This is a genomic window from Bacillota bacterium (genome assembly GCA_024655925.1).
Classification (GTDB): domain Bacteria; phylum Bacillota; class DTU025; order DTU025; family JANLFS01; genus JANLFS01.
In genome coordinates, this window is record JANLFS010000032.1 from 10,040 (window position 1) to 25,836 (window position 15,797).

Annotated in this window: 12 protein-coding genes; 3 read left to right on the top strand and 9 right to left on the bottom strand. The window is 60.9% G+C overall.

The features are described 5' to 3' along the window. Window positions 1-216, bottom strand: a 216-nt coding sequence (locus NUW23_06670; GenBank protein MCR4425862.1) for a transposase, incomplete at its 3' end; no start/stop codon positions are given. A gap of 652 nt (window positions 217-868) precedes the next feature. Here NUW23_06670 and NUW23_06675 point away from each other — a divergent pair. Together NUW23_06675 and NUW23_06680 are read left to right on the top strand one after the other, a co-directional pair. After that, window positions 869-1,360, top strand: a complete 492-nt coding sequence (locus NUW23_06675; protein MCR4425863.1) for a MarR family winged helix-turn-helix transcriptional regulator — start codon at window positions 869-871, stop codon at window positions 1,358-1,360. Next, window positions 1,357-3,018 carry an alpha/beta fold hydrolase gene (locus NUW23_06680; GenBank protein ID MCR4425864.1) on the top strand — a complete coding sequence of 554 codons (1,662 nt, stop codon included), beginning with the start codon at window positions 1,357-1,359 and terminating at the stop codon, window positions 3,016-3,018. Before NUW23_06675 ends, NUW23_06680 begins: the two co-directional genes overlap by 4 nt. Window positions 3,019-3,134: 116 nt before the next feature. Here NUW23_06680 and NUW23_06685 read toward each other — a convergent pair whose 3' ends face one another. Further along, window positions 3,135-3,770: a hypothetical protein gene (locus tag NUW23_06685; protein MCR4425865.1), complete on the bottom strand. Its 636-nt coding sequence runs from the start codon at window positions 3,768-3,770 to the stop codon at window positions 3,135-3,137. Between the two features lie 294 nt (window positions 3,771-4,064). On the opposite strand from NUW23_06685, the gene NUW23_06690 reads away from it, so the two are divergent. Beyond that, entirely contained in the window at window positions 4,065-5,540 is a 1,476-nt protein-coding gene (locus NUW23_06690; GenBank protein ID MCR4425866.1) for a PLP-dependent aminotransferase family protein, read from the top strand. Between the two features lie 71 nt (window positions 5,541-5,611). Here the strand turns inward: NUW23_06690 and NUW23_06695 are convergent, their stop codons facing one another. The 7 genes from NUW23_06695 to NUW23_06725 form a co-directional block, all read right to left on the bottom strand. Next, window positions 5,612-7,495 carry a methyl-accepting chemotaxis protein gene (locus NUW23_06695; protein ID MCR4425867.1) on the bottom strand — a complete coding sequence of 628 codons (1,884 nt, stop codon included), beginning with the start codon at window positions 7,493-7,495 and terminating at the stop codon, window positions 5,612-5,614. 191 nt (window positions 7,496-7,686) lie between these two features. Beyond that, entirely contained in the window at window positions 7,687-8,592 is a 906-nt protein-coding gene (locus tag NUW23_06700; protein MCR4425868.1) for an ARMT1-like domain-containing protein, read from the bottom strand. Between the two features lie 26 nt (window positions 8,593-8,618). Then, window positions 8,619-10,331 (bottom strand): iron ABC transporter permease, encoded by a 1,713-nt coding sequence (locus NUW23_06705; GenBank protein MCR4425869.1) that lies wholly within the window; start codon window positions 10,329-10,331, stop codon window positions 8,619-8,621. A 4-nt stretch (window positions 10,332-10,335) separates the two neighbouring features. Beyond that, window positions 10,336-11,430, bottom strand: a complete 1,095-nt coding sequence (locus tag NUW23_06710) for an ABC transporter ATP-binding protein (protein ID MCR4425870.1) — start codon at window positions 11,428-11,430, stop codon at window positions 10,336-10,338. Window positions 11,431-11,556: 126 nt separating this feature from the next. Further along, the gene (locus NUW23_06715) at window positions 11,557-12,687 is read right to left on the bottom strand and encodes an extracellular solute-binding protein (GenBank protein ID MCR4425871.1); all 1,131 of its coding nucleotides are present in this window, start codon (window positions 12,685-12,687) and stop codon (window positions 11,557-11,559) included. A 110-nt stretch (window positions 12,688-12,797) separates the two neighbouring features. Beyond that, window positions 12,798-14,177 (bottom strand): argininosuccinate lyase, encoded by a 1,380-nt coding sequence (gene argH, locus NUW23_06720; protein ID MCR4425872.1) that lies wholly within the window; start codon window positions 14,175-14,177, stop codon window positions 12,798-12,800. Next, complete coding sequence (locus tag NUW23_06725) at window positions 14,174-15,436, bottom strand: argininosuccinate synthase (GenBank protein MCR4425873.1); 1,263 nt, start codon at window positions 15,434-15,436, stop codon at window positions 14,174-14,176. Before NUW23_06725 ends, argH begins: the two co-directional genes overlap by 4 nt. Window positions 15,437-15,797 lie beyond the last annotated feature (361 nt).

Below are 15,797 nucleotides of genomic sequence, written 5' to 3' on the forward strand. Positions count from 1 at the left end.
TTCCGTCATCAGCGCGAGGTACTGGAGCCATTTTCCCCGCAGCCGGGTGCGGTGCATCACCGTGCCGGTGAGGTCGGTCAAGTAAGTCCGGCAGCGCTTGCACTTGTACTTTTGCACGCCCCGGGGCTTTCCGTACCGGACGAACTCTTTGCTTTCGCAGCTCGGACAGACTTGCCCTTCGGGCTTTGCCAGGTCGCGAATGTCGGAGAGACTCACCTCGACACGGCCTTCGCAGAACGGGACAGGGACGAGATCAGGGCCTTGGCCGGGGAAGGGGATTGCGCAGAGATGGACGTCGGACAGGCCGGGACCAGACCCAAGGGGAAACGGGTAGCGGAGTGCCGAGGTCGGCAGGGGAGGCCTCCTTTCACTGAAAGTTGTCCACATCCATATATTGCCATAGTCTCGAAGGGCCATCAACCACTAATTGGGATTGCCCCAACGTAGTTGATACCCAGTGGGGTACTGGGGGGTGGGGGGCCGGAGAGGGCCGGTTTGCCTGGCCCATGCCAGCATGGACGGGCGTCGGCCTGGGAGCCATCTGGTGGCTCCATTCGGCCGCCGCCCGCTCGGGTACGACGTTGACTTCACCTTGGGAGGCACTGGCAATGGCGGCCGCCCCGGGCCGCGCGGGGGCTCGCCTGGCTGTGATCCGCCTGTGCGCGGGTATGTCCACGACTCCGACCCTCTCTCCAACCTTGTGTGCCTAGGTAATGCTGCCGTTCCCCATGGGTGACATTATCTCAGTCGTGTTGTGGAGTGACAATGTCGCAGACAGTAACAGCGGCTCCAAAACATGTTGACATGAGAATGTATGGGGAACAGAATAATTGCGATTCCGAATGGTTCTGGACGGGAGGCGCCGAACGTGCACGACTCGTGGGACAGCCGCCGCGTGGCTGAGGTGTTCATGCACATGCCCAAGGTGGTCAACCCGGTATTCCGGGAACTTGTGGAGGAAGCTCTCAAGCAGGAGATCGGCATCGCAGTGGGTCGCATCAACCTTCTCGAGCTCATAGCGGACAACCCGGGGGTGAGGTTGAAAGATCTTGCGCGGGACGCGGATGTCTCGGCATCGGGGCTTTCAGTGACGATCGATCGAATGGTTGCCGAAGGGCTAGTCCGGCGGTCGGAGGATCCCCGCGATAGGCGGAGAATCTCATTAGAGTTGACCGAAGCCGGGCGGGGCCTTCTCGACCGAATCAACGAGTTCTTCGTCCGGCGGCTTGAGTCATGGTTCTCGACACTTCCGGAGGAGGATCTCAGAAGACTTGGGCTGGCGCTGTGCGCCATCACCGAGATCGTGTCCGGGCATGCGGGCAGAAGCAGAAACGGAAGGAAAGGTGGAGACCGCGAGTGAGGATTGTAACCACCAGAGGGAGACCGGCGCTGGTTTTCGGTTTGGCTCTCGCTCTCATGTTGACGGGGCCCGGCGCGGCCGCGGTCGCTCGGGCGGCGGATCAGGTCAAGACGGACGAGGGCAAGTTCTTGATCTACATGGGCGAAACCCAGATCGGCACTGAAGAGTTCCGGCTTGATGAAAAGGGCGCGTTTTCTGTAGTGGAGCTATCGTTCATGGGCACCACAAGCCGTGCCGAGGTCAGCCTGTACGGGAGGCCGGGCGCTTGGACCTCATACAAGCTGGCCGCAGGGCCGCAGACTATCACAGCCGCCATTGGAGAACGCGAAGTCACCGTCGAAGTGGTGGGCTTGAAAAAGACACTGACGTTCGACGGGCCTCCTACGGTCGTGGAGAGCAACATCTTCTACCACTACCAGCTGATGCTCGACGCCTATGACCGTGCTGCCGGAGGGACCCAATGCCAGGAGGTCTTGATCCCGTCCGCCATGAGCTCGGGAGAGGCCACAATCGAGATAGTCGGGCCAGTCGCTGAAGGCACCCCAATTCCGCTCACCGAATTCCGTATAGTCGTAACAAAGGTCTTTGGCCTTACTGCCTTCGTAGACGCAGATGGCCGCATGGTGGAGTTGCAGTTTCCCGCTCAGCAGTTGAGGGTTGTCAGGGAGGACTACGATGCTCTCGCCCGAGCGCACGCCCAGGCGCGGAAGGCGGAGTCTTCCGCACAGGGGTTGCCCTATACCGAAGAGGAGTTCGTCGTGAAGAATGGCGATATCGAACTCGCGGGAACATTGACGATCCCGGCGGAGGGCACCGGCCCGTACCCTGCGGTTTTTCTCAACTCCGGCAGCGGCCCGCAGGACCGGGACGGAAACACTCCGCCGGTCTTCATGACTTACATGTTCCGGCATATGGCTGAGCGGTACGCGTCGGCGGGAATAGCGGTGATGCGTTACGACGAGCGGGGCGTGGGGAAGAGCACGGGCAGCAACGAGGCGGCACTTCTTTCCGACCTCATAGGGGACGTAGAGGCGTTGATCGCCTACCTCAAAGCGCATCCCTCGATCGATCGATCTCGCATAGTGGTGTTGGGCCACAGTGAAGGCGGGTACATCGCCCCGGCGGTGGCCGCGGCAGACCCTGAGATCGCTGGGTGTATAGTGATCGCGGGCGCGTCAACCCCGCTGGATCAGATCATGGTGGAGCAAGTTGAGTACCAGGCTAGCCATGAGGAACTCGATGAGAGGTCTCGCGCCCTGGCGGCGAGCACGATGCCTATGGTTAAGCAGCTGATCCAAGATGCGAAAGACGGGAAGGAGACTTCCGTAGTCCCGTCGTTCAACCTGGACTGGCTCAGGGAGCACATGATTCATGACCCCATTGCCACGATTCAGAAGGTGCGGGTGCCGGTCCTCATCATCCAGGGAGACAAGGACCTGAAGGTGAAGCCGTATCATGCAGATGTTCTGGGCATGGCTCTTCGGGAGGCTGGGAACCCGGACGTCACCGTGGTGCACTTGCCTATGATAGGCCACGAGATGATGGCCTGGCCTTACAACAACCCGGATTTCGACCCGCACAACCCCACGAAGGTCCCTGACGAGGTCTACAATACCATCGGGGACTGGATGGTCGAGCGGTTGGTGACAGGCAGGTAGTTGGGTGGGCCGAATGGCTTAGGCCGGATCAGCCCACATGTGAATTCAGCCAATGAGACACCCCGCGGCGTGCTGCGGGGTTTCGCGAACTCCGCCCTTCGCGAACCCCGCCTCCCTCACACGCTCATGATCTCGCTGAGCTCCCGGGATTCTTTACACGCATAGACCGCTTTGTAGTAGGCTACCCCAGCCGCCCTGGCGCACTCAGCGAGAGTCACCTTCTTGCCCCCAGCCGCGAGCTTGCGCGCGGCCTCAAGGATCTTCTGTCTAGTCTGCTCCTTGGGGACTCTCTCGTAACTCTTGGCCGGCCGGTCGGGTTTCTCGGAAGGAGAAACGTCAGTCCCACTTGCGGTGAGTGCAAGAGTCGCAATCCCCGGGCCTGCAACCCCGGGCCCCCGACTCTCCCGTGCCTCAACTCGTTTCAGGAGATCGAGAAGTATCCTGTCAGTCCTGCTTGCAAAGGCTTGCAGATCTCGCCGAAGGGCGTCGACGGACTCGGATATCTGCGTCATCTGGTCTTCGAGGGACCGCCTCAGGGCCACAGCTTCCACTGTGGACCCGTGCGCACGGGCCCCAGAGAGCGTGTCAAGTATGTTTGTAAACGCAGCCAGGGACTTCCTCCCAAGTTCCTCAAACGTGCTATCTTCCACAGTTGAAACCTCCTCGAATGTAGAGACATCATCTTTAGCGCGGCGGGCCGCCGCCTCACGTACGAGGGCGGCATAGTAGAGCTGCTTCCCGCTGGGGCACAAGTAGATTACACCTCCTGCCCCATTATTATTACCAACCCTCGCGAAGATGTGTCATTCCACCCTGCTCACCACCGGACCAATATTCCGCTGAAGCCGTTGCTTCATGGACGTCGAAGTGATCTTTCTGGCGTGCGAGAATCAGGTCGGAGGTGGTTGAGGTGTTTCCCCATCCGGAACTGATGTGGGCGATGGCGAAGCTCAGAGAGAGAGACCTGTTGGCCGCGGCCGAACAGGATAGACTGGTGGAGTCGGCGAAACTTCAATGGAAAGAGCGTGTCGAGAGGGCGAGAAAGAATGTACCTGAAACTCGATCGTCGGTCTCGGGAACCCTTGTTTGCGCAGATCAGAGACCAGATCAGAGATCTTGTTTCCCAGGGCGCGTTGCCCCCGGGTGTTCGCCTTCCCCCGACACGGGATCTCGCTGATTCACTCGGAGTCAGCAGGGCTGTGGTTGTCCAGGCCTACGACGAGCTCGCGGCCCTCGGGACGATAGAAAGCTCTGTGGGCCGCGGGAGCTTTGTGGCGCCGGCACGAGCCGGCGTCGGTCCTCTGCCCGCGGCGCGGAGAGCGCCGGACTGGAGTGCCCTGCTCTCAGACGGGATGCTCAAGGTCAACCGGCTGCTCTCTGCGCGCCGCGTGTCGGCATCGAGCGGCGGTGGCAGGACTGTCACAGATTTTGCGAGTCTCTGCCCACACATCGATGAGGAATCCTCCCAGAGGTTCAGACACTCTTTGAACTGGGCCTACTCCATAGAAGGCCGGCGAGTGCTGGAGTACGGTGATCCCCAGGGATACAGGCCCCTTCGTGCCCTGATTGCCAGGGAGATGTCTGAGGTGGGGGTCCCGACCGAGCGTGACGGGGTGATCGTGACGTCAGGAAGCCAGCAGGCTGTCAATCTGGTTGCTATGACGCTTCTCAATCCCGGCGACGCAGTCGTCATTCAGAACCCCACTTACCCACCGAGCGCGAGCAGGTTGGCGCATACCGGAGCTGAGATCCTGCCGGTGGGGGTGGAGGGGGACGGCTTTGACCTCGAGGCGGCACGAGCAATAGTGTCCTCACGCCGGGTCAAGCTTATGTACCTGATGCCCACCTGTCACAACCCGACGGGTCTGACCATGTCCTATGAGACGAGGCGGAGGATCATCTCTCTTGCCCGCGAGCATAACTGCGCAGTGGCGGAAGATGGGTTTTCGGACGCCCTGGCTTACCCGGGCCACCTCATTCCGCCCATGAGTGCCCTGGACTCGGAGGGAAGGACCTTGTACATGGGGTCTCTCTCCAAGATCTTGTTCCCCGGAATCCGGCTCGGATGGATCGCAGCATGCCCAGAGCTGGTGAATTCGCTGGTGAATGCCAAACGCATATCAGACCTGGATACCAGCCTGGTCCTGCAGGTGGCCGCGTATGACTTCTGGAACCGAGGTTATCTCGATCAGAATGTGAGACGCATGCGTACCGTGTACTTCAAACGACGGGAGGCCGTGTTGGAGGCAGTGGAGGAGTACTTCCCGGCTGGGACAACTTGCACCGGAACGAGAGGTGGGCTGTTTGTGTGGGTCCGGGTGCCAGGGGTCGCGGACACAGAATCGCTGCTCCCAGCCGCCAGGGCCCGGGGCGTGGAGTTTGCTCCCGGGGCGCGGTTCGACATCGCGGGCGGGTCCCGTGACTGCATGCGCCTGTCGTTCAGCTCCGTGCCACTCGAGGAGATACGCCCGGGAATCAGAGCGCTTGCCGAGGTCATAAGGGATGCCTCTGGAATGGGATAGATGAAGAGGGCCCGGAGCGCACCACAACTCGGTGCAGCGATCCCACACGCTCCGAGCCCAACCGTTCTGTGTCAGAGCTTGAAGGCCGCCACGGTCTTCTCCAGGGTCCGGCCCACTGCCACGAGGGACTCCGCAAGCGAAGCAACTTCCCTGGCAGCTGCGTTCATCTCTTCGGCGGATGCCGACACTTCTCCAACCCCAGCGGCACTCTCCTCGGACAGAGCTGCGACGTTGTCTATGGCGGTCTTCACCTCTACCACACTCGCGGACATTTGCTGAGTAGAGGCTGTGTTCTGCTCCGCCACGGCCACCACATCGCGCATCGCCCGGTCCACGCCTTCGGCGGCGGCTCCGAGTGCCTGTGCCGATGCGACCAGGTTAGCCACGAGGCCAGCGACTTCTTGGGCTCCAGCGGCTATCTCCGACAGAGCGCTCCCTGCCGCACGCGCTATGGAACTCCCGCTCTCAACCTCCTGCGTTCCATCTTTGATGGCTCCGACAGCTTTCGCCGTGCGCTCCTTGACCGATTCTACTAGGTCGGAGATGGCTTTGGTCTCCTTAGAGGACCGCTCGGCAAGCTTGCGGACTTCATCCGCGACGACCGCAAATCCGCGCCCGTGTTCTCCCGCGCGGGCGGCCTCTATCGCCGCGTTGAGAGCCAAGAGGTTCGTCTGCTCCGCGATATCGTCGATGACCTCGAGGATTCGACCGATCTCCTGAGAGTGCCGGTCGAGCTCTCCGATCCTCTGGGCGACGTTGTCCGTGGTGGCCTTGATCCGATCCATGCTGGCAATAACGTCCTGGACTGACTGCCCGCCTCTTGCTGCCACCTCGGCGCTTCTGCCAGCCGATGATCCCACCTTTTCAAGAAGCCTCAGGGTCTCATCCAGGTAGGAACGCATGCCCAGGACCAGGCTTGAGGCTTCGTGAGTGGCCTTGACTTGCGACTCGGTCCCGGCTGCAACTCGGTCGATGGCCCGGTTCAACTGGTCCATGAAAGACGCGGTCTCTGTGGCGCTCGCACTGCCTGACTCGGCCCCTGCGGCCAGCTGTTGTATGGTCTCGGAGATCTGCTGCACGGCCCTGGCTGACTGCACTGCGCCGGCGGACAACTCCTTACCTGTGCTCCCCACTTGTCCCGCAGCGGATACGACATCCCGCACGAGCGACCTAAGGGATCTGACCATTTGTCCCACCGCCTGCGCCAGGAGTCCGACTTCGTCCGTGGCCCGAGAGTCGGGCACTTCGGAGAGATCCCCCTCCGCAACACGGTTGGCGATCCCGACGAGCGCCACGAGGGGGCGGGCGATCCCGTGGGCCGTTACGAGGCCGAGGGCCAGCCCAATGACTCCCACCACTGAAACCAGCGCTATCGTGGACTTACGGGCTGAGGCCGCTTCCTGCCTTCCCTGGGCGAAGACTTCGGCGGATTCCGTGTCGATCTGTTCGGCTAGTTTGTCCAGAAGGCCCATCACCAGGCTTCGAGCACCAGTGGCCCTGCTGCGCATGAGGGCAAGGGCGAAGTCGGGTTGTCCTGCCCGGGATTGGCTTGCGATCTGGTTTGTGATCGACACGAGGTTCTGCCATTCCCGGCCCAAGGACGCCAGGGTGGCCTGGCTCTCTTCGGTCTTCAACAGCCCCGCGAGGGACGAGAGGTCTTGCTCGAACGCGGCCGCGCCCTGGCTCATCTTGGCCTCGAAGTTGTCGTGTTCTGCCTCCATAGTGGAGACGATATGTTGAAGCAGGTTGCTCGTTAGGTCCGAGGCTGTCACTCTCAGGTTGCCCACGAGCCTCGCCCCGGGGAGCCTGACCCCGGACACATCCTCGGTCCTGGCATTGCCCTGGTCTAGCTTGGCGAGGCAGAACCACCCTACGCCGGCCATGCCCGCAACCAAGAGAGCCACGGTCGCAACCACCTTGGTTCTGATACGCATGTTCCGAAAGAGTGCCGCCATGGGGACACCTCCTGAAAAGAAATCAAAGGCAGCTGACAGGCACATAACTTGCCAGCTACCTTGTAGTATCGGCGGACTCTTTGAAATCCTTAGTGTAGCATTGCGCTTGCACCGCTACATAGTGAACGCCGCCATGACCTCCCGCAGTTTCTGACCCATCCTGGCGAGGGCATCCGCCGAAGTCTTATTATTCAGGCTGAGTGGCGGGCCAGGCGGACCGCGACAGGCCCTTTGCATTTGAGCCCGAGGTGTGCTGCCGCATAACCACATTTCATGGTAAAAAGGCAAAAAATGTCGGCAGCAATCCCGTCGATTGGATCGGTCATGGCATAGAAATTGGCCTGCCCTTTGGATATCACGATGTCGGCCTCGCGGAGTCTCGAACGGAACTCCGCTGACATCTCGCGGTTACTCGTGCCCAGGGTTTCCCCGCCCGAGGTTATGACCTCGTTCGCCGCGGAGTCCAAGCCGACCAGGACTGCGTCTTCCATGACGGCGTCACTTGTGATGGCGCCCGACTTCACCACGGCTGTGACTGTGCAACCTCGAGCCCGAAGCTCGGAGACTAGCAGGGTGTCGAAAGCGATCTCGCCCACGTTGTCCATGATGTAGACGACCTTGGCGCCGGGCCGCGCTGATGCGATCAGATCGGGAGTGTCGTCGATCAGGAGGGGCCGGGACACGTACTCTTCGAGAAAGCGGCGCACGTCTTCCGGACCAAATTCGTAGCCTGTGCCCACTGTGCGGAAGTCCATGGAGTTCCCGGCCACGGCCCACCTTGCGAGTGCGGCCAGGCGGGAGTCGGGATCCATGTCACGGACCTCCTGGGCCAGCCCGGCTTCAACCTCCCGGCAGACCATGTTCGCCAGGCGGCGTCTCTCGCGGAAGAGTACGGATTCCCCGAGCTTACGCTTGAGTAGCCTGTGAACGTCGGTTATGGCGTAGGACGGGAGATCCCCCGGCCCGAAGGTAGTGGCCAGGCCTGCCATCGCCTCCCTGACCAGGGAGAAGATCTCGTTCTCACACATCCCAGACGACCTCGCCGCCGCGACGAGGTCGTCAAGGACACAGGTTATGCACTCAGGCCGGTTCAGCAATTCTTAAGTCTCCCCCTTGTTGACGTCTACCCGAAGAAGCCTCCAGCTCTCGCCCCCGCGAGCCTGTTGATGACAAGCAGGGTCAAGGACCCCACGGCGATGAGGATGACACCCAAAGCAGCCGCGTCGTTGATGGAGCCGGAGGTATAGAACGCGAATATACCCACGGTCATGGTCTCCCAACCTGGGATGGCCAAGAGGATTGTCGCAGCGGATTCCTGGATCGAGGTCATGAACGAAAACAACGCCCCCGCGAGCACGCCTTTCCAGATGAGAGGGAGCGTGATATCCAAAAAGGTCCTGGCGCCGCTCGCGCCGACGGAGGCCGCGGCCTCTTCGAGGGACCTGTGGATTACTAGCAACGACCCATAAGTGGAGCGGACGGTGTACGGAAGCCTCCTCACCGCGAGCACGAGGGGGATGATGATCCAAAGCCCTGTGAGGGCTATGCCGACCCCGGGGAGTGGGACATTGAAGGCTCGGATGTATGCGATGCCCAGGGCGGTGCCGGGCAAGGCCAGGACCAGGGTGATGAGGGAGTCCAGGAATCCACGGGTTCTCATCTTGGTCCGAGCGAGGATCCAGGCCACCGGGACGCCCACCACAATGCAGAGGATCACTGCGAGCCCGCAGTAGAGGAAGGTATTTACGATATATTTGGGCGTCTCCACTATCACACGGTTGAAATGGTGAAGTGTATACGACGTCGGGAACGGCGTGAGGGACCAGGCCCGGCCGAATGCCGCGAGGGTCACACCGAGGTAAGGTATGAATGCCAGAACCGTCAGGATCGTGAGAAAGGCGGGGACTGCGAACCTCGCGAGCCCGCGCAAGATGCGCCGCTCAACGGGACGGTACGAGAGCGAGCTGTAGTCCCGAAGCGAGACGTACTTCTTGGCAACGAAGAGGAAGACGACTGAGAGGAGAATCATCACCACGCCTATGCTGATCCCCATCTGGAAGAGCCTCTTGTCGATGAACTGTACGATGTTGAGATAGGCCTGGGAGGCAAGGAAATCCTGGAGCCCTACGACAAGAGGGGTGGCGAAATCCGCGAATGCCCATATGAAGACGAGCAGCGCCCCTGTGACGAACCCCGGAGTAGTCAGAGGGATGGTCACATCCAAAGTCTTCCGGAGCCCTACAGACCCGACGCTCTCCGCGGCCTCCTCAAGGGACGCGTCGATCTTCCCCAACGCGTCCACTACATTCAGCGAAATCAGGGGGAAGAGGTGGAGGGTTTCGACGAGCAAGAGCCCATGCCAGCCGTAGATGAAGTTGATCGGCCTCATGAGGCCGAGGTAATCCATGAGGATTACGTTCAAGGTTCCAGCCCGTCCCAGGATGAAGATGAACCCCATGACCCCCACGAGCGGAGGCATGACGATAGGGACCACGGTCAGGTAGGAGAAGAGCCTGCGACCTGGGAACTCATACCTGACGAGAACGTATGCAACGATGAACCCGATCACCGAGGTCGTAGCCACCGTGGCCACTCCCAGGGTGAGTGAGTTACGCAAGGACTTCATGTAGTAGGGGTCGCGGAAGAAGTCCACGAAGTGCTGAAGGGTGAACGCACCCTGCCTCGTGGTGAAAGCGTCGTAGAAGAGCTTGATGAACGGGAAGATGATGAAGAGCGCGAGAAAGATGAAGATCGGCCACACAGCTGGGTTCGCCTTGGCCGCGAAACGGGCCAGCGCCGACCGGGACTCTGTCTGATGGATCCTGGACTGTCGCATGAGATCACCGCCCCTCCGGGATGAGGAGAGTGGCTGTCTTGGCGAAGCTCATCCACACTGCCGTCCCTATGGGAATGATCTCGTGGTGCCACGGGTCCTTTATATCCACCTTGAGGACGGGCCCCGCCTCTGTCTCAATCTCGTACCTCAAGGTGCTCCCCATATACGAATAGAATCCCACGCGACCAGACGCGGTGTTCGCGGCAGCAGATCCATTGCCGGTGGGGGCCGCGGCGTCCCGCCCGATGGCCATGTTCTCCGGCCTTACCGCAACGCAGCACGCCGCCCCCGCGGGGAGGCCGTGGGCGGAAACCCCGATGAGGTCCCCGATGGGGGTCTTCACGCGGTACTCGAGGCCTGTGACGACTTCCACAGTCCCGGGGAGAAGGTTGTTCGTGCCTATGAAATCCGCGACGAACCTGGTGGCAGGCCGTTCATACAGCTCGCGCGGTGTGCCGATCTGCTGGATCAGGCCTTCGTGCATCACGGCGATCCGGTCGGAGAGGGTCAGTGCCTCCTCTTGGTCGTGAGTGACATAGACCGTGGTGATACCTAACTCCTGCTGGAGCTTTCGGATCTCCGCTCGGAGCCTCACCCGGACCTTGGCGTCGAGGCTAGACAGTGGCTCGTCGAGCAGCAGGACATCGGGGTTGAGTACAAGAGCGCGGGCGAGGGCCACTCTCTGCTGCTGGCCTCCTGAGAGCTGCCCGGGGAACCTGGCGCCCAGCCCGGACAGGCCCACCTTGTGCAGGGCCTGCTCCACCGCGTCTGATATGGACCTCGAATCCATCCGCCTGAACTTGAGACCGTATGCGATATTGTGGAAGACAGACATGTGTGGCCACAGGGCGAAATTCTGAAAAACGATGCCGATGTTCCTCTTGGCAGTGGGAATCCCGTTCATGAGCCGGTCCTCGAAGTAGATCTGTCCTTCGTCGGGGTCATAGAAGCCGGCTATGAGCCTGAGGGTTGTGGTCTTCCCGCACCCCGACGGCCCGAGAAGCGTGAAGAGTTCTCCGTCCTCGATTACCACGTCTACCCGACGGAGAGCCTCTACACTCGCAAACCGCTTGGTTACACCCGAGAGCGTGATCTTCACTTCTAATTCACCTCGTTCGCTCGAGGTTCTACATGGTCACAGACTGCGGGCGGGATGATTCCCGCCCGCAGCGGATGGTACTCTGGTATGTATGCCGCCGGACTCAACCCCGGACGGCCGGGCCGTCTAGTACTTCTTCTTGATCGCATCCCACTGTTCCATGATGTTCCGCCTGAAGTAGTCATTGACCTGCTCAGTCCGGTCCCCGGCGAGCTGGTGGTCGTACACGTTGGCGACAGGCTGGTCGAAGTAGGACCTGACCCCGCCGGTGAACTCAACCGCTCGCTCCGCCGTCGAGCCCGGAGCGCCAGAGACTCGGTACTTGGGCGTGATGGGGAACAGACCCCGCTCCATGAACACCTTCTGCCCACGCTCGGTCAGCAGGAAGGCGATGAACGCCTTGGCGGCGACAGGGTGCGGGCAACCGGCAAGGACCGATATCGGCTCGGGGGTGACATAGCAGTTGGGGGGCGCGACGAACTTGAGCGGGTAACCGTTCAGGACTTCTTCAAAAGCCATGTAGCTTGGGACGGCAAACCCGACTCCGTATTCACCCTTCGCGACTACTGACGGAACGTCGCGGCTTCTCGCAACGAACTGCCCGGTGTTGGCCGCCAGCCGCTCGATGTATTGCCAGCCCTTTTCCCAGCCGTACATCTGTAAAATGACCTCATAGGACGCATGGCTCGAGCTGGACCGGTCGGGAGTGCATTGGGCGACCCACCCCTTAAGCTTCGGGTTCAGAAGATCGTCCCAGGCCTTGATCTCGCTCACCCCGAGCCTCTGGAGGACCTTTGGATGATAGATGAGCCCGTAGGGCTCGAGGGCGGTGCCGACCCAGTACCCTGCGGCGTCGCGCAGGGGGAGAGGTTTGGGAGTTCCGATGTGCTGGGGAACCTGAGAGATGAGGTCTTGAGGAACCTCATGCTTCTGGATGAGGCCTTGAGCGATGAGAGACTCAAATAGAACGCTCTCGCCACCCCAGAAGATGTCGGCCTGAGGGCGGCCGTTCCATTCGACTATCTTACCATAACAGATTGGGGTCCCTGCGTTGGTGGCGGAGGCCTTCAGTGTTACTCCCCAGGTCTCTTTCGCATACTTGACAAACTCCGCGAGGGCGGCGTCGACCACAAACTTGGCAACCGGGGTGATCAGGACCAACTCGTCCTCGATCTTCGGCTGCGCCGCGACTCCCATCGTGAATGTGCCGGACAAGCAGATGAGAGCGGCGAGGGCCCAGGTAAGAGTCCTCCTCAACTGAAATCCCCCCATCGGTTGAATGTGAAGGAATTTGCCAGAGCCAGATATTCGCCACCACACCAGGAAGTCCTTCCAGTGCGAGGGCGGACAGGGGGGATTGAGAGACTTCAGGATGAGAGACCGAGGAGCTTGCGCGCCTGCGCAATCTGACGTCTGACTTCCGACGGGGCCGGGCCTCCGGGGAGGGAACGACTGGCGACAGACGCCGCAGGGGTCATCATCTCCCGCACGTCAGGCGTGAGAAGGGGGGAGTATGCCATCCAGTCGGACGGGGCGAGAGCGTCGAGCTCAACCCCGCGGGTCGCGCAATCTCTCACTATCCGGCCGACGAGGTGGTGCGCGTCGCGAAAAGGCATCCCATGGCGGACGAGGTAGTCCGCGATATCGGTGGCGGCGGTGAAGCCGGTCCCGGCTGCGCGGGACATCCGCTCAGTCTGGAAGCGCGCGGTCTCGAGCAGCGGGGCCATGACCCCGAGCGCCCCAAGGACTGTGTCGACCGCGTCGAACAGTCTCTCCTTGTCCTCCTGCATGTCGCGGTTGTATGCGAGAGGGAGGGCTTTCATCGTAGTCAGGAGGGAGACGAGATCCCCTACCACCCGGCCTGACTTGCCCCGGATCAGTTCCGCGGAGTCAGGGTTCTTCTTCTGGGGCATGATGCTGGAGCCTGTAGTGAACTCGTCTGCGAGCTCGATGAAGCCAAACTCTTGCGAGGACCAGAGGACGATTTCCTCGGCGAGCCTCGACAGATGGGTCATGATGAGGGCGCACGCCGCAACGAGTTCAAGCGCGAAGTCGCGGTCGGACACGGTGTCCAGGCTGTTCTCGGACACCCTGGAGAACCCAAGCTGCCGTGCGACGAACTCCCGGTCCAGCGGGTAGGTGGTACCCGCCAGTGCTCCTGCGCCCAGGGGCATCACGTCCGTCCGGGTCCGGCAGTCCAGAAGCCTGCCCCGGTCTCGTTCCAGCATCCAGAAGTACGCCATGACATGGTGGCCCAGGGTGACTGTCTGCGCGTGCTGCATGTGGGTGTATCCAGGCATTACCGCGTCCGTGTGCCGTTCCGCAATACTGACCAGCACGGACTGGAGCCTCTTTGCGGCGGCCACCATCTCGTCGATCCGGCGGATGCACCATAGGCGCATGTCCAAGGCCACCTGGTCGTTGCGGCTCCGCCCTGTGTGGAGCTTCTTTCCGGCGTCTCCCACCATCACTGTGAGCGCCCGCTCCACTGCGGTGTGGATATCTTCGTCCTCGGGCTCGAATCGGAAACTGCCTGTCTCCATCTCCGCCAGGATGCGAGTCAGCCCGTCCACGATCAGGTTGGACTCGTCTGGGGTGATGATCCCTTGCGCTCCCAGCATGCGTGCATGAGCAATGCTCCCCTCGATGTCCTCCCTGAAGAGGCGGACATCGAAGGGGAGCGAAGCCATGAACTTGTGGACGGATTCGTCCACGCGCCCGTCCGTGCGGCCTTCCCAGAGCTTCACTCGCAGCACTTCCCACCTGTCCCGGATGTGCTGACAGCCCTCATGGGGATCCTCGGACCTGCCTGCCTGGCGATCTTGGTTGGCAGACCCCAGATCTGGATGAACCCGACGGCGGCACTATGGTCGAAAGTATCGCCCCGGTCGTAAGTAGCCAGAGCGTAGTCGTAGAGAGAATACGGGGAACGACGGCCCACTACAGTGCAGGAGCCTCGGAAGAGCTTGACCTTCACCGTACCCGTCACGGTCTTCTGAGTCTCATTGATGAAGGCATCCAAAGCCTCACGGAGTGGTGAATACCAGAGGCCGAAGTAAACTAGCTCAGAGTACTTCTGCTCCACGAGCTTCTTGAAGTGCAGCATCTCTCTAGGCATGGTGAGACTCTCGAGATCCTGGTGGGCGGCGATCAGCACAGAAGCGGCAGGAGCCTCGTATATCTCACGCGATTTGATGCCTACCAGGCGGTTCTCAACCATGTCCACCCGGCCCACACCATGCTTCCCGGCGATGGCGTTCAGGGTCTCGATCATATCCACCGGGTTCATGTGCTCGTTGTTGATCTGCACCGGCACGCCGCGGTCGAAAGTGATATCCAGGTACTCAGGCTCTGCAGGCGCGTGCACAGGGTCGGTGGTCATCGTGTATACGTCCGGCGGCGGCTCGGTCCAGGGGTTCTCGAGAACACCACACTCGGCGCTTCTGCCCCACAGGTTCTCGTCGACGCTGTAAGGGCTCTTCACTGTTACAGGGACAGGGATGTTGTTTGCCTTTGCGTACTCGATCTCTTCTTCCCTGGACATCGGCCACTCGCGCACAGGCGCGATGATCCTGAGCGCGGGATCCAGAGCCTGGATCGAGACATCGAACCGGACCTGGTCGTTGCCTTTTCCGGTGCATCCATGGGCGACGGCGTCCGCGCCTTCCCGGTGGGCCGCGTCAACAAGCAGCTGGGAAATGAGCGGGCGCGAAAGTGCCGCGGTGAGGGGGTACTTCCCCTCATACATGGCGTTCGCCTTCAGGCTTGGGTAGACGTAGTTGAGGACAAACGTCTGCCGAGCGTCGGTCACCAGAGATTTGACCGCCCCAATGGCCAGAGCCTTCTTTTTGATGGCTTCCAGATCCTTCTTCGCTCCGACGTCCACTGCCAGAGCGACGACCTCGGCCCCGTACTTGTCCTGGATCCACTTTATGGCGACCGAGGTATCTAGCCCCCCGGAGTACGCGAGCACCACTTTCTTGACTGGACCAGTCTGATGAATCATGATGAAGACCTCCCATGGCAGGCAGACTGCAACAATTTCGATAATAATACCATCAAAATGCATATCCATGCAAACGGCGACCGGAGGAGGCCGGGTGAGCTAGCGTAAATGAGCACAACATTGCCCAGGTATGGGCGGGCAAAACGGCTTCAGGTTCGGTTTGGTGCCCTGGCAGGGCTGGTGGTTGATCACCCAGTATCCAGAACAGGAAGGGAACGCAAGACATTGGTCGAAAAGAATCGAGGCCTTCCAACATCTATCCTATGGAGTTGATCCTATGACTACCCGAGAAATGGCTTTGGTTTTCGTGGGCGCGGACCCGGCGAACGCCGAGGCCTTCAGAAGCGCGTTGGCAGTGGCG